At 66.3% G+C, this 15,212-nt stretch carries 16 protein-coding genes; 12 read left to right on the forward strand and 4 right to left on the reverse strand.

Features of this window, described 5'->3' with window-relative positions; all coding sequences use genetic code 11:
- Positions 1–77: 77 nt before the first annotated feature.
- Positions 78–1,058 carry a glycerophosphodiester phosphodiesterase family protein gene (locus tag L338_RS11235; RefSeq protein ID WP_081639598.1) on the reverse strand — a complete coding sequence of 327 codons (981 nt, stop codon included), beginning with the start codon at positions 1,056–1,058 and terminating at the stop codon, positions 78–80.
- 109 nt (positions 1,059–1,167) lie between these two features.
- On the opposite strand from L338_RS11235, the gene L338_RS11240 reads away from it, so the two are divergent.
- From L338_RS11240 to L338_RS11250, 3 genes are all read left to right on the forward strand, one after another.
- Positions 1,168–1,758 carry a hypothetical protein gene (locus L338_RS11240; RefSeq protein ID WP_152485881.1) on the forward strand — a complete coding sequence of 197 codons (591 nt, stop codon included), beginning with the start codon at positions 1,168–1,170 and terminating at the stop codon, positions 1,756–1,758.
- A gap of 73 nt (positions 1,759–1,831) precedes the next feature.
- Positions 1,832–3,682: a cation:proton antiporter gene (locus L338_RS11245; RefSeq protein WP_022698486.1), complete on the forward strand. Its 1,851-nt coding sequence runs from the start codon at positions 1,832–1,834 to the stop codon at positions 3,680–3,682.
- Positions 3,683–3,726: 44 nt separating this feature from the next.
- Positions 3,727–4,719 carry a complex I NDUFA9 subunit family protein gene (locus L338_RS11250; RefSeq protein WP_022698487.1) on the forward strand — a complete coding sequence of 331 codons (993 nt, stop codon included), beginning with the start codon at positions 3,727–3,729 and terminating at the stop codon, positions 4,717–4,719.
- Here the strand turns inward: L338_RS11250 and L338_RS11255 are convergent.
- Complete coding sequence (locus L338_RS11255) at positions 4,714–5,598, reverse strand: CPBP family intramembrane glutamic endopeptidase (RefSeq protein WP_022698488.1); 885 nt, start codon at positions 5,596–5,598, stop codon at positions 4,714–4,716. The two genes, L338_RS11250 and L338_RS11255, sit on opposite strands and share 6 nt — an antisense overlap.
- Before the next feature lie 48 nt (positions 5,599–5,646).
- On the reverse strand, positions 5,647–6,444 hold the full coding sequence (locus L338_RS11260) for an undecaprenyl-diphosphate phosphatase (RefSeq protein WP_022698489.1): 798 nt from the start codon (positions 6,442–6,444) through the stop codon (positions 5,647–5,649).
- A gap of 87 nt (positions 6,445–6,531) precedes the next feature.
- Here L338_RS11260 and L338_RS11265 point away from each other — a divergent pair, with 87 nt between their 5' ends.
- Together L338_RS11265 and fzlA are read left to right on the forward strand one after the other, a co-directional pair.
- Positions 6,532–7,506 carry a cation diffusion facilitator family transporter gene (locus L338_RS11265; RefSeq protein ID WP_022698490.1) on the forward strand — a complete coding sequence of 325 codons (975 nt, stop codon included), beginning with the start codon at positions 6,532–6,534 and terminating at the stop codon, positions 7,504–7,506.
- A 33-nt stretch (positions 7,507–7,539) separates the two neighbouring features.
- Entirely contained in the window at positions 7,540–8,208 is a 669-nt protein-coding gene (gene fzlA, locus L338_RS11270) for an FtsZ-binding protein FzlA (protein ID WP_022698491.1), read from the forward strand.
- A gap of 7 nt (positions 8,209–8,215) precedes the next feature.
- Here the strand turns inward: fzlA and L338_RS11275 are convergent, their stop codons facing one another.
- Positions 8,216–9,580, reverse strand: a complete 1,365-nt coding sequence (locus L338_RS11275; protein WP_022698492.1) for a cytochrome P450 — start codon at positions 9,578–9,580, stop codon at positions 8,216–8,218.
- Between the two features lie 62 nt (positions 9,581–9,642).
- On the opposite strand from L338_RS11275, the gene queG reads away from it, so the two are divergent.
- From queG to L338_RS11310, 7 genes are all read left to right on the forward strand, one after another.
- On the forward strand, positions 9,643–10,785 hold the full coding sequence (gene queG, locus L338_RS11280; RefSeq protein ID WP_022698493.1) for a tRNA epoxyqueuosine(34) reductase QueG: 1,143 nt from the start codon (positions 9,643–9,645) through the stop codon (positions 10,783–10,785).
- On the forward strand, positions 10,785–11,498 hold the full coding sequence (mtgA, locus tag L338_RS11285) for a monofunctional biosynthetic peptidoglycan transglycosylase (RefSeq protein WP_022698494.1): 714 nt from the start codon (positions 10,785–10,787) through the stop codon (positions 11,496–11,498). The genes queG and mtgA overlap by 1 nt, the downstream gene beginning before the upstream one ends.
- Before the next feature lie 117 nt (positions 11,499–11,615).
- The gene (locus L338_RS11290; protein ID WP_022698495.1) at positions 11,616–11,861 is read left to right on the forward strand and encodes an aa3-type cytochrome c oxidase subunit IV; all 246 of its coding nucleotides are present in this window, start codon (positions 11,616–11,618) and stop codon (positions 11,859–11,861) included.
- A gap of 42 nt (positions 11,862–11,903) precedes the next feature.
- The gene (locus tag L338_RS11295) at positions 11,904–13,031 is read left to right on the forward strand and encodes a Re/Si-specific NAD(P)(+) transhydrogenase subunit alpha (protein ID WP_022698496.1); all 1,128 of its coding nucleotides are present in this window, start codon (positions 11,904–11,906) and stop codon (positions 13,029–13,031) included.
- A gap of 8 nt (positions 13,032–13,039) precedes the next feature.
- The gene (locus L338_RS11300; protein WP_022698497.1) at positions 13,040–13,348 is read left to right on the forward strand and encodes a proton-translocating transhydrogenase family protein; all 309 of its coding nucleotides are present in this window, start codon (positions 13,040–13,042) and stop codon (positions 13,346–13,348) included.
- 19 nt (positions 13,349–13,367) lie between these two features.
- A complete protein-coding gene (locus L338_RS11305) occupies positions 13,368–14,297 on the forward strand; it encodes a sulfotransferase domain-containing protein (protein ID WP_022698498.1) in 930 nt (309 codons plus the stop codon).
- 4 nt (positions 14,298–14,301) lie between these two features.
- The gene (locus tag L338_RS11310; RefSeq protein ID WP_022698499.1) at positions 14,302–15,198 is read left to right on the forward strand and encodes a sulfotransferase domain-containing protein; all 897 of its coding nucleotides are present in this window, start codon (positions 14,302–14,304) and stop codon (positions 15,196–15,198) included.
- Positions 15,199–15,212: the final 14 nt, after the last annotated feature.

Consider the following 15,212-nt stretch of genomic DNA (forward strand, 5'->3'; position numbering starts at 1 on the left):
TTTCCCGGACGATATAGCGCGGTATTGGGGCGCGCGACATTGAATAAGAAAGAATCCGCGCCCGCTCCTGCCGCCGGTTACCGGTCGCGCGCCGCGGCGCCCGTGGCCGGGAAATCGGTAAAGACGCCATCGACGCCAATCTCCAGCGCGCGGCGGATTTCCGCCTCTCCGGTCAGGCCGTCGGGCGGCGGATCATCATCGCGGAAGGTCCAGGGGTGGACCGCAAGGCCCAGCGCATGGGCTCGCGCGACAAAGCCGGTGTCATTGCCCGCCCGGTCAATCACCAGAAACTTGTTCGGGCCGACCCCGTCCGCATAGGCGGGAATCTGCTCCAGCGCGACGCTGCTCTCGAAAGGCAGGGCCGGGTCCATCTCGCTTTTCGGGAAGACCAGCTGGATCAGCGGCGCTTCTATCATGGCGTCCAGCCGCACAAGCGATTCCGGCTCGAAACTTTGCACGAAAACCGGCGCGTCCGCGCCGTCCAGACCATGGGCCTTCAGAATGCGGGCAAGCTCGGGCGCCGGGTCGAGGCCAAGGGCCGCCAGCGCGGCCGGGTGCTTGGTTTCGGGATAGACGCCAATGATCCGCCCCGCCTCTTCAGAAGCCCTGGCGCGCAGGGCCAGCACTTCCTCGAACGACGGGATTTCGAACTGGCCGTCATAATCCTTGGCGCGTCCCTCGCGCGGCTGAACGGCGCGCAGGGTCTTTATTTCTTCCAGCGTGAAATCCTCCGCCCACCAGTCCTGGCGGCCCTCCTTTTCCACCCGGCGGTCTGCAAACTCCGGATGGGCGGAGACATCCGTGGTGGTGGAAAGATAGCGGTCGTGACGGACGATCAGGACGCCGTCCCTGGTCATGACCAGATCGGGCTCGATGAAGTCCGCGCCCTGCTCGATGGCGAGGCTGTAGGCGGCAAGGGTGTGTTCGGGCCGCTCTCCGCTGGCGCCGCGATGGGCGATAATCACCGGCCGCTCGCCGGTCAGCGTGTTCCATCCGGGAGCGGAGTCTGGGGAAGTCATAAGCGCGCCTGCGAGGATGGCGAATAGTAATCCGGTCATGCCGCCATCCTAGCCTGATCTTTATGTCGGTTTCGATACGCGGCGCAGAGCCCCGCCAGCCGCGATTGGGGGTTTGACGCGCCCTCGCGGCGCGGCGATGGTCGCGGGCATGAGCGCAGATCACACACGCCACCACACGCTGAAGGACACGGCGTCGCGCTATGCGGCGCTGAGCCTTGAAAATTACGCCCATATCCGCGCGCTGGCCGAGCGGATTGCGCGGGAGATGTGCGCCTATCTGCACCCCAATAACCCGCCCTGCGTATTCCTGGTGCCGCCGCAGGGGCCGTTCCAGCCGCGCGATTATGGCGGGCGGGCCTTCACGGTTTCAGGGCGGGGCTTCCTGCCGCTCGGTCCCATCGGTTTCGGGCTGGCCGTGCGGGTGTCGGACCACGCGGATTTCCTGCGCGTGGGCCTGTCCTGCGCCAAGGAGGGCGAGGAGCTGGTGGTGCGGATCAAGGATGGCGGGGCCTATGAATTCCACGCCGGAGAGGCCGACGCCGATCTCAGCGACTTCTTCGAGCATCTCTATCAGCACATCCTGAACTGGTACGAGGAACGCATCCGCCTCTACGAGGAAGGCCATTATGGCGGCGGCGGAATGGGGTTCGAGATGGTGCGCATCGGCGATGAACAGCCTGATGAGGACGCCGACCGGCCCGACCCCGATCACGCCACCGCGCCAGTAAGCGACTACTGAGCCGGAAATCGCGTCCAGCGCCTAACATCGTCTCTTGCCGCCGCGCCGCGCCGCGTTACAACCCTTCAACTATATGGCTATCGAAACCGCCGCCGCCCTGCTGCCCGCCAAGATCGCACTGATCGGCGCGCTTGGCATTGGATCCCAATGGCTTGCATGGCGCACCAACTGGCCCGCGATTGTTCTGATGAGCGTGGCAGGCCTCATTGTAGGCCCGTTCTGGGCGATGGCGGCCGGCGAGCCGCTGATCAACCCGGAAGCTGATTTTGGCGCCCTGTTGCGGCCCACCATCGCTATCGCGGTGGGCATCATCCTGTTCGAGGGCGGACTGAACCTGAACTTTACGGAGCTCAGGGGCGCGGGACAGGCCGTGCGGCGGCTGATTTTTGTCGGCGCGCCTGTGGGCGGCCTGCTGGGGGCGCTGGCCTCCCACTATGTCGCCGGGCTGCCCTGGGACATCGCCTTCCTGTTCGGCGGCCTGATGGTTGTAACCGGGCCGACAGTGATCATTCCCCTGCTGCGCCAGTCCAAGCTGGCCGGGCGCAGCGGCGCGGTGCTGCGCTGGGAAGGGATCGTCAACGATCCCATTGGCGCGCTTCTGGCCGTGCTGGTCTATGAGGTGATCCGCTTCCTCAGCGAAGGGCGGACCTGGGTCGACGCGGCCACCTGGATCGCGCTGTCGGCGGTGGCGGGCGCGGTGCTGGGCATTGCGGCGGGCTGGCTCCTGGCCTGGGCCTTCCGCAAGGGGCATGTGCCGGAATTCCTGAAAGCGCCGGTCGTGCTGGCCGCGGTTCTGGCCGTGTTCGTGACGGCGGACCTGATCGCCCATGAAACCGGGCTGCTGGCGGTGACGGTGTTCGGCGTGATGATCGCCAATAGCCGTATTGCCTCCATCGAGGAAATGCGGCGCTTCAAGGAATCCATCGCGGTCATACTGGTGTCGGGCGTGTTCGTGATCCTGACGGCGTCCCTGACGCCGGAGGTCATCACCTCGGTCGATCTTTCGATCCTGCTGTTCGTCGTCACGATGATGTTCGTGGTGCGTCCGATCACGGTTTTCGTCTCCACCGTCGGAACCAAGCTGACCTGGGCGGAGCGTTCGCTGGTCGCCTGGATTGCCCCGCGCGGCATCGTGGCCGTCGCCGTGGCCGGCTTTTTCGCGTCTGAGCTGACGGCGCTGGGGCGGCCGGAGGGGGCACAGCTCGTGCCGCTGGCTTTCGCCATGGTGTTTGCCACCGTCGTGGCGCACGGCTTTACCATCAAGCCGCTGGCGCAACGCCTGAACCTGGCCACCAAGGGCCCGGAAGGCGTGCTGATCGCCGGGGCCAATCCGTGGAGCCTGGGTCTGGCCAAGGCGATACACGAGCTGGGCGTGCCCGTGGTGATCGCCGATTCCAACTGGCGCCGCCTGCGCGCGGCGAGGCTGGAGGGGCTGAGAGTCTATTTCGGCGAAGTGCTCTCGGAACATGCCGACCACCGGCTGGACCATTCCCAGCTTGGCCATCTGGTCGCCTCGACGCCCAATGACGCCTATAATTCGCTGATCTGCGTGGAATACGCCCCGGAATTCGGCCGCCACCGCGTGTGGCAGCTTTCGGGGCTGGAGAAGGAAGACCGCGACGCCAAGGCGATTTCCTTCACCGCGCGCGGCCGCACCCTGATCGGTCCGGGCCGCGGGTTCGATGCGGTCAGCCAGGACTGGTGGCGCGGCTGGCGTTTCCGCGCCACGCCGCTGACCGCGGAATACAAGCTGGAGGATCTGCGCAAGGACCGCCCGGACGCCGATTTCATCATGGAGCGGCGCCCGGACAATTCCATCGCCTTCATCGGGGCCAATTCGCCTGCGCGCGGCGGTCCCGGCGCTGTAATTGTCACCTATGGTCCGCCGCGCCAGGAGGATAAACCCGAGGAAGCGGCGGACTGAGCCAGACAGGCCGGTCCGGCGCGCATCACGGAGATTGAAGACCCATGACCCTGCGCCCTGAAATCATCACCGTCTTTGGCGGGTCCGGCTTTGTCGGCCGCTATGTCGTTCGCGAGCTTTGCAAGCAAGGCTTCCGCGTGCGCGTGGCCGTGCGCTATCCGCATTCCGCGCAGGACCTGAAAGTCGCCGGCGAACCGGGCCAGATCCAGCTGATCCAGGCCAATGTGCGCAACCGCCCCTCGGTGGAGCGCGCGGTCGAGGGCGCCTGGGGGGTCGTGAACCTTGTCGGGATATTGTTCGAGGAAGGCCGCCAGAAATTCGCTTCAACCCAGTCGCGCGGCGCGCAGATGATTGCGGAGGCCGCAGCAGTCGACGGCGTGCAGCGCTTCGTCCATGTCTCGGCCATCGGCGCGGACGCGGAATCTGAATCCAGCTATGCCCGCACCAAGGCTCAGGGCGAGAAGGCCGTGAGAGACGCATTCCCTCAGGCGGTGATTGTCCGGCCCTCCATCGTGTTCGGCGCGGACGATGATTTCTTCAACAAGTTCGCCGCGATGTCGCGGCTGTCGCCGGCGCTGCCGCTGATCGGCGGCGGCAAGACGAAATTCCAGCCGGTCTATGCCGGCGATGTGGCCACCGCCATCGCCAATGCCCTGACGCGGGATGACGCCGCCGGAAAGCTGTATGAGCTGGGCGGCCCGCGCGTTTACAGCTTCAAGGAGCTGATGCAGACGATGCTGAAAGTCATCGACCGCAAACGCGCCCTGATCCCGGTGCCGTTCTTCGCGGCCGGACCGATGGGCGTGGCCGGCGGAATCGTCGGCGCGCTGCCCTTTATCCAGCCGCCGATCACCGCCGATCAGGTGAAGCTGTTGAAGAGCGACAATGTCGTGACGGATTCAGACGCCGTAGGGACCATTGAGGACCTGGGCGTGACCCGCATGGCGACTGTCGAATCGATCCTGCCGACCTATCTGTTCCAGTACCGGCACGGCGGCCAGTTCCACGAAGTCGCGCCTGACCCGCGCAGCTCATAGAGCCTGACCGGTCTCGGGCGGCGCGTTCGCGGCGCGCTTCCTGATTGCGAACACAATCCCGCAAAGGGCCAGGCCTGTAACGAATCCGCCTACGCCAAGCGTTCCCTTGAAGGGGAATTCCAGCCCCGTGAGCGCCAGCACGCCAAGGCCCGCCCCGGCGTTCAGGGTTCCGTGGAAGAGACCGGCGTGGAACACCGTTCCCCCGGCCTCCCGCACCCAGCCGATCAGCGGTGAAATCACCAGCATCAGCGCGGTCATCGCCACCGGCCCCCAGACGGGCAGTTCCGGATAATTATAGCCCTGCGCGATCAGCGGCGCGTGCCAGAGGCCCCAGAACAGCCCGATCAGCAGATTGCACCGCCAGAAACCGAGGCCGCGCCAGTGGTCCCAGAGCCAGCCGCGCCAGCCCAGTTCCTCCGAGAGCGTCAGGAACATGTTCAGGAACGCGCCCAGCGTCAGGCCGGACGCGACTCCGAACCAGTAGAGCGAGACCGGATCGACCGGGGAACCGGTCAGGTCCTGGCCTTGCGATTCCAGCAGCGCCCGGTAATTCGCGCCCGGATCGAACATGGCGGGCGAAAAGACCAGGTCGATGGCGAGCGCGCCCAGGATCAATGAAACCGGGATCAGCCACGCCCAGACCAGCGCGCGGTTGAACGGCTTGGCGACGCCAAGGCTCTGACGCATCCGGCCCCGGTCGAACCGCGCCGCGCAGACCAGCGCGGCGATGGCAGGGCCGCACATGTAGATAAAGGCCAGGCCGGTAAACAGAAGCTGGCGCTCCATGGCGCCGGTCGCATGGATCACGCCGCCGATGGCGCCGCTGAACGCAAAAGCGATCAGCAGGAAAAGCCACACGCCATTACGAAAGATCGTCATAACCGCTCCCCCGGATCATTTCTTAATTAGGAAATATCCGAAATAAGATCAGACCACAAGGAAAAGCAGGGCCGCCCCCAGAAGCAGGCGATAGATCACGAAGGGCAGGAAGCTCATCCGCTCCAGCAGCTTCATCAGAACCGCAATGGCGGCCAGCGCGGAAATGAAGGACAGGCTCATCACGATCAGGCCGTCCGTCAGGCTGGCTTGCGCGCCTTCCACATAGAGGTCGATTCCGGCCACGACGCCGAACGCGGCGAGGACCGGAATGGACATCAGCATGGAAAAGCGCGCCGATTCGGGCCGCGTCATGCCGAGCGCGCGTCCCGCCGTCATGGTGATGCCGGAGCGCGACGTGCCGGGGATCAGCGCCACGGCCTGCGCCAGACCGATCAGAAACGCGTCCCGGAAAGTCAGCGATTCCGTGTCCCGTTTCTCCGGCATGAAGGAGTCTGCGACCCAAAGGGCCAGCGCGAACACGATGGTCGCCCAGGCGATCAGGCGCGGATCGCGAAGGAATCCCGTGGAATCGGTCAGGAAAAGGATTGCCCCGCCGATCAGAACCGGCGGCGTGGCGGCTCCGACCAGCAGCGCCAGACGTCCGCCCGGCGTCATTTTGCCTTTCAGAAGCGCCAGTTTTCCCGCCGCGACCTGCGCGATATCGCCCCTGAAATAGACCAGAACGGCGAACATCGTGCCCAGATGCGCCATCACGTCGATCAGCGCGCCCTGATCGGCCCAGTCCATCAGGACAGGCAGCAGTATCAGGTGCGCCGAGGAGGAGATCGGCAGAAATTCCGTGATCCCCTGAATGAGCGCCAGAAGGATCAGGTGAAAAAGACTCATGAAAAATCGCCCGGCCGGTGAGGCCCGCACTTAACCGCCCGCTATCGCCAAGTGCAATCGGCGGGTGCGTCTGCTATTCCCGAAATCATGCCGCATGACGCCGCTCAAGCCGGCGGTCCCGGGCGCCTGCCGCCCGCCGAGTCCGCCAGGATCACCCGCACCGTCGCCCGCCTTTCGGTGGCGACCGCGGTGGTTCTGACGATTTTGAAAATCGTCGCCTGGGTGATGTCGGATTCCGTGGCGCTGCTGTCCTCGCTGGCCGATTCGGCGCTGGACCTCACCGCCTCTCTGGTGACGCTGTTCGCGGTCGGTTACGCCGCCACGCCGCCCGATGCGGAACACCGCTTCGGTCACGGCAAGGCGGAAGGGTTCGCTTCCCTGTTCCAGGCCATGCTGGTGCTGATCTCCGCCACGCTGGTGGCGCGGGAGGGCGTGGTGCGCCTGATTGACCCTGAACCGATACAGCGGTCCGGCGTGGCGCTGGGCGTCATGGTCATTTCCATCCTGCTTACCACCGTCCTTGTCCGGGCACAGGCGCGGGCCGTCGCGAAAACCGGCTCCGTCGCGGTGGCCGGCGACCGGGCGCATTATATGAGCGACCTTCTGGCGAACGCGGCGGTGATCGCGGGCGTCGCCGTGGCGGCGTTCACCGGCTTTGAGCGGGCGGACGCTCTGGCCGGCCTCGCCGTGGCGCTCTGGCTCGGCTGGGCGGCGTTCGAGGTGTTCCGGGGCTCCTGGGACCTACTGATGGACCGGGAGCTGCCCGATGCCGACCGCGCGCGCATTCTGGAGCTGGCGGCCGATGACGACCGCCTGCTGGGCGTGCATCAGCTGCGAACCCGCGCCATGGGGCCGGGCGTTCAGATCCAGTTTCATGCCGATCTGGACCCGAACCTGTCGCTGGAGGCCGCGCACGCCATCATCGTCGCCGCGGAACGCCGCATCATGGCGGAATATCCCGCCGCCGACGTGCTGATTCACGCCGACCCCAAGGGCCGGGCCGAACCGCACGGGCCGGAAACGCTGCGCGCTCTGCCGGAAGATGCAGAAGAGGGCGCTTAAAACCGCGGCCAAGCCGGTGTAAGCCTTGAATCCATGCGCACGTTACATCACTGGACGCTCGACCCGCTCTGCCGTCAGGTTCGCCTGGCGCTGGGCGAGAAGAAGCTGGACTTCAAACTGGCCGACGAGACGCCGTGGAATCCGCGGCCGGAATTCCTGGCCGTCGATCCGGGCGGGCTTGGCCCGGTCCTGACGCGAGACGAGGCCACGCCCGTCATCGGCTCCCGCGCCATCCTGGAATATCTGGAGGAAGTCCATCCCGATCCCGCGCTCTACCCGGCCGATCTGGAGGCGCGGGCCGAATCCCGCCGCCTGATCGAGTGGTTCGACCGCAAGTTCGCCACCGAATGCGGCGCGGTGATCCTGCAGGAAAAAATCGTCAAGCGCGCCGCGGGCCTTGGCTCGCCCGACATGGAGGCGCTGCGCGGCGCCCGCGAGCGGGTGCGCTGGCACATGGATTACATGGCCTGGCTGCTGGAACAGCGGGACTGGCTCTCGGGTCCGAAAATGTCCCTGGCCGATCTTTGCGTCGCCGCGCACCTCTCCGTCACGGACTTTCTGGGGGAGGCCCCGTGGGATGATTTCGAGGGTGTGAAGGACTGGTACGTGAAGCTGAAATCGCGCCCGTGCTTCCGTCCGCTCCTGACCGACCGCGTCCCCGGCCTGACCGCCCCGCCGCATTACGCCGATCTGGATTTCTAGAAAGCCTTCAACGCGGGCTGACAAAAAGCGGCATACCGCCTTTCGGGCGCAGCGTGATGCGCAGGACCGGGTGGAAGCGATGGTCCGGCTGTGGCGCGAAGCGGCAATCGCGGACAAGGCGGGCCAGAATCACCGCCGCCTCCATCATCGCGAAGCGCATCCCGATACAGATATGCGGCCCGCCGCCGAACGGAATATAGGCGTAGCGGTCCCGCGCCTCGGTATTTTCGGGCAGAAAACGGTCCGGATCGAACCGGTTCGGGTCGTCCCACCATTTCACATGGCGGTGCAGCGGATAGATCAGGGCATTGACCATGTCGCCCGGGACCAGATGCTTGTCGGCGACCTCGAAGGGTTCGGTCACCATGCGCGCCGCCACCGGGGCGGGCGGAAACAGGCGCATGCTCTCTTGCAGCACGCGATTATGCAGCGCCAGCCTGTCGATATCGTCGGCGGAGACGTCCGCCTCGCCGCATACGCTCCGCGCTTCTTCGGCCAGCCGGTCCTGAAGCTCCGGCAGGCGCGCGAGGATCCCCAGCGTCCATGTCAGGGCCAGCGCCGTGGTCTCGTGCCCGGCGGCCACGAAAGTCAGCAGATTATCCACCAGCTCCGTCTCGGTCAGGCGCTCGCCGGTTTTGGGATCCGTGGCGCGCAAGAGCTGCCCGCTCAGCGTGTCGCTCGGCTCCTCTCGCGCCGCCTGCCGCCGCACATTCTCCCGTACGGCCGCCCGCATCCGTTTTGCCGCGGCGATCCCCTTGCGGTTGGCCAGGCGGGAGGTCCAGAGCGGGGCGTCGAAAATATCCAGAACCCCGACATGGCCCTGCGTGGCGAGATACAGCGTGATGTCGTCCAGCACGTCCTGCGCGTCGAACTCTCCGCCATCCTCGAACAGCGCGGCGACGATGATGTCGAATGTGGCGTGCATCATCTCCGGCATCACGTCCTGCGCGCGATCCGCCGGGCCGGCCAGAAGACGGCCCGAAACGTCCCGCGCCGAATGCGCCATGGCGGGAACCAGCGATTCCAGCGACTGATGCCGGAAAGCGGGGGAGGCGGCGCGCCGCTGCGCCCGCCATTTCGGCCCGTCCGCCATGATCAGGCCTTCGCCCAGCGCGGGCTCCAGCGTGCGGCGTTGCAAATCGTGCTTGATGACCTTGTCGGCCTGATCTTTCAGGATGATCCCGATCAGCGCCGGGTCGACGAGATTCATCACCGCCTTGCCGCGGAATTTCACGTAAGTGTAGCGCCCCTCATAAAGATGGCGCGGCCAGGTCTGGACCGGATTGTCCGCCAGCGCCGGAATGCCCCTGATCCAGCCCAGCGGCCGGTCGGGCGGGGTTATGGTTTCCGGATAATGCGGGTCTATGCCCATGGGGTGATCCTGACTGCGGTCCTGACGGTTCTATTAAACGCGGCATCGATTATCTTGCCCATATGACCAATGCGCCCCACGACAATGCGGTTTCGCCGGACGATCTGCGGCGCATGGCCGGCGAGGCCGGGTTCGACGCCGTGCGTTTCTGCCGCGCGGACGAGGACTGGGCGGCGGAGGCGCGGCTGAACGAATTCATCACGCTGCAGCGCCATGGCGAGATGGGCTGGATGGAAACCACCGCCGCGCGGCGCGCGCGCCCCACCGCCATGTGGCCGGACGCCAGAAGCGCCATCGTTCTGGGCATGAATTACGGGCCGGACAGCGACCCGATGGAAAGCCTGAAACAGCGCCGCCGCGCCACGATCAGCGTCTATGCCCGGAACGAGGATTATCACGACCTGGTCAAGAAGCGCCTGAAACAGGTGGCGCGCCAGTTTGCCGACAAGAGCGGCGAAGAAGTGAAGGTCTTTGTCGATACGGCGCCGCTGATGGAAAAGCCGCTGGCGGCGAAATCCGGCCTCGGCTGGCAGGGCAAGCACACCAATCTGGTCAGCCGGGACTATGGCTCCTGGCTGTTTCTGGGCGTGATCCTGACCACGGCGGACCTTCCCGCCGACGAAGCGGGCGAGGATATTTGCGGCTCCTGCCGTCGCTGTCTGGATGTCTGCCCGACCGACGCGTTCCCCGCGCCTTACCAGCTGGATGCGCGGCGCTGCATATCCTATCTGACGATCGAACATGCCGGCCCGATCCCGCGCGAATTTCGCGAAGCCATGGGCAACCGGATTTATGGCTGCGATGACTGCCTCGCCGTGTGCCCGTGGAACAAATATGCCCGCACGGCCCGGCAGAGCGCCTTCCACTCCCGCCCGGAGCTGACCGGCCCGCTGCTCAGCGAGCTGGCGGCGCTGGACGACGCCGCGTTCCGCGAGGTGTTTTCCAAGTCGCCCATCAAGCGGATCGGACGCGACCGTTTCGTGCGCAATGTGATGATCGCCGCCGGGAACTCCGGCGACCCGGACCTGATCGAGTCTGCACGGGCGCTTCTGGACGATGAAGCCCCGGTGGTGCGCGGCGCGGCGGTCTGGGCGCTGTCGCGGCTTCTGCCGGCGAACCGCTTCGCGGACCTTGCCGCGGCGCGCCTTCCCCGCGAAGGTGACGCCCAGGTTCGGGACGAATGGCGGGGCGGGGACGCGGCTTGATGCAATCGACAGGGTTTTGGGCGGGCGCCGGGCGCTGGGCCGGACGCGCGGGGGTGGCGTTGCTCAGCCTGATCGCGCTGGGCATCGGCGTGTCTTTCCTGATGGTGGCGGTCTATCGCTTCGTTCCGCCGCCCGCCACGGCGCTGATGGCGTGGCGCGGGATACAGGGCGAAACAATCCGCTATCACTACGCGCCTCTGGAAGAGATTTCCCCTTATCTGGCGCGCAGCGTCATCGGCGCGGAGGATTCCCGCTTCTGCCAGCATAACGGCTTCGATGTGGAGGCAATCCGCAAGGCGATCCGGGAGGCGGAGCAGGGCGCGCGTCTGCGCGGCGCCTCCACCCTGTCGCAGCAGACCGCGAAAAACGCCTTCCTGTGGCCCGGCCGCGACTGGGTCCGCAAGGGGGCGGAGGCGTGGTTCACCCTGTTGATCGAGACGGCCTGGCCCAAGCGCCGGATCATGGAAGTCTATCTGAATATCGCCGAATGGGGCGATGGCAATTTCGGCGCGGAAGCGGCCGCCCGCGCATGGTTCGGCAAGACCGCGGCGGACCTTTCCCCGCGTGAGGCGGCGATGCTGGCCGCGGTTCTGCCCAATCCGAACGAATGGCGGCTGGACCCGCCGGGACCGTATGTATCGGGCCGGGCGGGAACGCTGCAAAGCCGGGCCGGAACGGTGCGCGCGCAATCGCTGGACGCCTGCCTGTTCTAGCGGCGCGCCAAGGGGTGCGGCGCCGTTGCGCGGCCTCAGGCGCTTGCCGGATTCGCGCGGGCCGTGCTAACCGCTCCCTGACCTCAGAAATTATCCTTTCGACGGAGCAACAGGACGATGGCGGCGGAAGATCACTACGTGCATGGCGAAATGGACGTCTCCCAGCACAACATGACCTATCGGGGCTTCATGGCCGCCTGTAAGTGGCTGTCCCTGATCATCGGCGCGCATATCGTGTTCTTCACTGTCTGGTTCGGCGTGGGCGCGGGTTTCATCGCCGCCGCCGCTTCGACGGTGATCATGGTGGTCGCGGGTTACTTCTTCATCAGATTTTTCTTTCCCCCGCCCTCTGACTCACACTAGGGTCTGACGCCTGACACGGGAGCAAGGGGTCCTGACAGGCGAATGAAGATTGCGGTTTTCAAGGAAACACGGAACGCGGAGACTCGCGTCGCCGTCACCCCGGACACCATAAAAAAGCTGGCCGGCGCAGGCCATGAAATACGGGTCGAAGCCGGGGCGGGCCTCGCCGCGGACTTCCCGGACGAGGCGTTCCGCGAAGCCGGCGCCTCCATCGCCGAAACCGCGCAACAGGCCGCCGCGGGCGTGGACGCCGTCTTCTGCGTGCGCCTGCCTGAAGGCGGGTCGCTTGCCGCCATTCCCGACAATGCCGCCCTGATCGGCCTCGTCGCCCCGCACGACAATGGCGAGGAAATTCGGCAACTCGCCGCGCGCGGGGTGGAAGTCTTCGCCTGTGAATTCACGCCCCGCATCACGCGCGCGCAGTCCATGGACGCGCTGTCCTCACAGGCCAATCTCGCCGGCTACCGCGCGGTGCTCGAGGCCGCGCACGCCTATGGCCGCGCCTTTCCCATGATGATGACCGCGGCGGGCACCATTGCCCCGGCCCGGGTCTTCGTGATGGGGGCGGGCGTCGCCGGGCTTCAGGCCATCGCCACGGCCAAGCGCCTGGGCGCGCAGGTCAGCGCCACCGACGTGCGCCCGGCGGCGAAGGAACAGGTCGCCTCGCTGGGCGGCAAGTTCGTCGCGGTTGAGGACGAGGAATTCAAGGAAGCCGAGACAGCCGGCGGCTACGCCAAGGAAATGAGCGACGAATACAAGGCCAAGCAGGCCAAGCTCGTCGCCGAGCACATCACCAAACAGGACGTGGTGATCACCACGGCGCTGATCCCCGGCCGCCCCGCGCCGCGCCTGATCGATGCGGAGATGGTCGCCAGCATGAAGCCCGGATCGGTCCTTGTGGATCTGGCGGTTGAGCGCGGCGGCAATATCGAGGGGGCGGAACTGGACCGCATCGCGCAGAAGGACGGCAAGTCGATCATCGGCTACGCCAATCTGCCCGGCCGCCTGCCCGCCGACGCCTCCTCGCTCTACGCCAAGAACCTCCTCGCCTTCCTGCCGCTGGTTACCGCCGAAGACGGGGCCTACGCCCCGGACTGGGATGATGAAATCGTCGCCGGCATGGTCCTGACCAAAGGCGGCGAGGCCGTGCATGACGCCGTAAAAGGATAGGGTTTCCCATGGAACACGCCGCGATTGATCCGTTTATTTTCCGGCTGGCGATTTTCGTGCTGGCCGTGTTCGTCGGCTATTACGTGGTCTGGTCCGTCACCCCGGCGCTGCACACGCCGCTGATGGCCGTCACCAACGCCATTTCCAGCGTCATCATCGTCGGCGCCCTTCTGGCCGCCGCGGCTGGCGGGGCGAGCGGTGAGGCCGGCGTCTCCACCTGGCTGGGCGCGGTCGCCGTGCTGCTGGCCAGCGTGAACATCTTTGGCGGCTTCCTTGTCACCCAGCGCATGCTGGCGATGTACAAGAAGAAGTCGTGACGCCGGCGCGACACCCTTCGTGACCCAGGCTGCATCCACGCTCGAAACAGACGCGCCGCAGGCGGAAACGCAGATCGCGCTGCCGCCCTCGCCGCGCGGTCCGGAAGGCTTCCGCGCCGTGGCGCGGCGCACGGGCGTGACGATTTCCGGCGACTGCGCGGTCGTCGCCTCCTATCCCCGCAGCGGCAACAAGATGACCCGCACCTTCCTGCATTTCTATGCGGGCAATCCCGACCCGGCGGCGCTGGAGCGCCTGCGCGCGGAGGAGGGGCGGTTTCTGGATTATCTGGGCCGGTTCAAGTCCGCGCTGGTCACGCCCAAGGGCCGCGTGCTCTGCCATCGCATCGCGCCGGAGGATTTGAAGGACATCGAGCTGATGGGCCGGCCCGGCGTACTGGCCAAGACGCATGCCCCGGACTGGCCGGAACGCTGCGTGCTGAAGCCCTTCGTCCATATCTATCTGGTCCGGCACCCGCTGGACGTTCTGGCTTCCTCGCTCAACTTTCTGTTCAGCCGTAAGCTGGCGGAGGGTTTCACCCACAGCGCGCCCAAACCGCTGGATGCGTTGATTGAGAGTGGAGAGATCGCCGCCTATATCGACGACTTCATCGCGAAACAGGGCGTCGCGCATTTCACGTCCAGCTTCGGCTCATGGCTGGATCACGCGATGACTTGGCCGGATCGTGAAAGTGGCGCGCCGGTGGCCTGCCTGAAATATGAGGATGTCGTCGCCGACCCGGCGGGCCAGTACGCGCGGGCGTTCGCGGCGGCGGGCGCGCCTTTTGACGCTGCGCGCGCGGGCCGGGCGCTGGCGCTGGCCGACCAGTCGCGCGGGATCGAGCTGAAGCGCGGCGGCGGCTATCTGGGCGATGTCCTGACACCGGCGCAGAAAGCGGCTGCGAAAGACGTCTTCGGGCCTGCGCTGGACCGGTTCGGCTATGAGATCTGAGACGATGACCGCGCCCCGCCCGACCAAGGCCGCAAGCGACCGCGAGACGGCCGTGCTGTTTCCGGCCGCCAGCGCCGGCCCGGCGGGCTTCGAGGCCGCGCGTCGCGCGGCGGGCGCGGATATCTGCGGACGGGCCATCGCCGTCGCCTCCTATCCGCGCAGCGGCAACAAGATGACGCGCACTTTCCTGCGCGCCTACGCCCTGCACGTGCAGCCCGAATTCGACGTTGAAAATCACGACGACCCGGCGCGGCAGGCCTTCCTGAACGCCTATTTCGAGGCGGCGGTGAACCCGCGCGGAGAAGTGGTCTCCAGCGTGACCTCGGCGCGGGAACTGACCGATGTTTCCCTGTTCGGCCGCCGCCTTGTGATCGCCAAGACCCACGCCGCGCGCTGGCCGGGCAAGTGCGTGCTGGACCCGGTTTTCCGCCTCTATGTCGTCCGCCACCCGCTGGACGTGCTGGCCTCGTCCCTGAATTTCCTGATGCGGCGCAAGCGCGGCGGCGGCGCGCTGGACGCCCTGATCGCCAGCGGCGAGATCGCCGGCCATATCGACGACTTCATCGCGCGCCGGGGCGTGGCGCATTATCAGCGCCCGTTCGGCTCCTGGCTGGATCATGTCACGGGCTGGACCGATGCGGACGGCGAGGCGGCCTTCTGGCTGCGTTACGAGGACATCGTACGCGACCCCGTCGCCGAATATGGCCGCGTCTTCGCCGCCATGGACGCGCCGTTCGACCGGGCGGCGGCGCAAGCCGCGCTCGGCCCGGCGAATGCTGTTACCGAAATCGAGCTGGGGCGCGGCCGGGATTATCTCGGCGCTGTCCTTACCGAAGATCAGAAACAACGCGCGCGGGACGCCTTCGCCCCGGCGCTGGAGCGGTTCGGCTATGAGATCTGAAACCGCGCATTTCC

The sequence above is a fragment of the Euryhalocaulis caribicus genome, from assembly GCF_000412185.1.
In the GTDB taxonomy this organism is placed as follows: domain Bacteria; phylum Pseudomonadota; class Alphaproteobacteria; order Caulobacterales; family Maricaulaceae; genus Euryhalocaulis; species Euryhalocaulis caribicus.

Coding starts and splice junctions, on each gene's coding strand:
- queG (WP_022698493.1), top strand. CDS start 9,643: ATGACCAATGCGCCCCACGACAATGCGGTTTCGCCGGACGATCTGCGG.
- fzlA (WP_022698491.1), top strand. CDS start 7,540: ATGCGCACGTTACATCACTGGACGCTCGACCCGCTCTGCCGTCAGGTT.
- L338_RS11275 (WP_022698492.1), bottom strand. CDS start 9,580: ATGGGCATAGACCCGCATTATCCGGAAACCATAACCCCGCCCGACCGG.
- L338_RS11255 (WP_022698488.1), bottom strand. CDS start 5,598: ATGACGATCTTTCGTAATGGCGTGTGGCTTTTCCTGCTGATCGCTTTT.
- L338_RS11245 (WP_022698486.1), top strand. CDS start 1,832: ATGGCTATCGAAACCGCCGCCGCCCTGCTGCCCGCCAAGATCGCACTG.
- L338_RS11250 (WP_022698487.1), top strand. CDS start 3,727: ATGACCCTGCGCCCTGAAATCATCACCGTCTTTGGCGGGTCCGGCTTT.
- mtgA (WP_022698494.1), top strand. CDS start 10,785: ATGCAATCGACAGGGTTTTGGGCGGGCGCCGGGCGCTGGGCCGGACGC.
- L338_RS11310 (WP_022698499.1), top strand. CDS start 14,302: ATGACCGCGCCCCGCCCGACCAAGGCCGCAAGCGACCGCGAGACGGCC.
- L338_RS11260 (WP_022698489.1), bottom strand. CDS start 6,444: ATGAGTCTTTTTCACCTGATCCTTCTGGCGCTCATTCAGGGGATCACG.
- L338_RS11300 (WP_022698497.1), top strand. CDS start 13,040: ATGGAACACGCCGCGATTGATCCGTTTATTTTCCGGCTGGCGATTTTC.
- L338_RS11240 (WP_152485881.1), top strand. CDS start 1,168: ATGAGCGCAGATCACACACGCCACCACACGCTGAAGGACACGGCGTCG.
- L338_RS11265 (WP_022698490.1), top strand. CDS start 6,532: ATGCCGCATGACGCCGCTCAAGCCGGCGGTCCCGGGCGCCTGCCGCCC.
- L338_RS11290 (WP_022698495.1), top strand. CDS start 11,616: ATGGCGGCGGAAGATCACTACGTGCATGGCGAAATGGACGTCTCCCAG.
- L338_RS11295 (WP_022698496.1), top strand. CDS start 11,904: ATGAAGATTGCGGTTTTCAAGGAAACACGGAACGCGGAGACTCGCGTC.
- L338_RS11235 (WP_081639598.1), bottom strand. CDS start 1,058: ATGACCGGATTACTATTCGCCATCCTCGCAGGCGCGCTTATGACTTCC.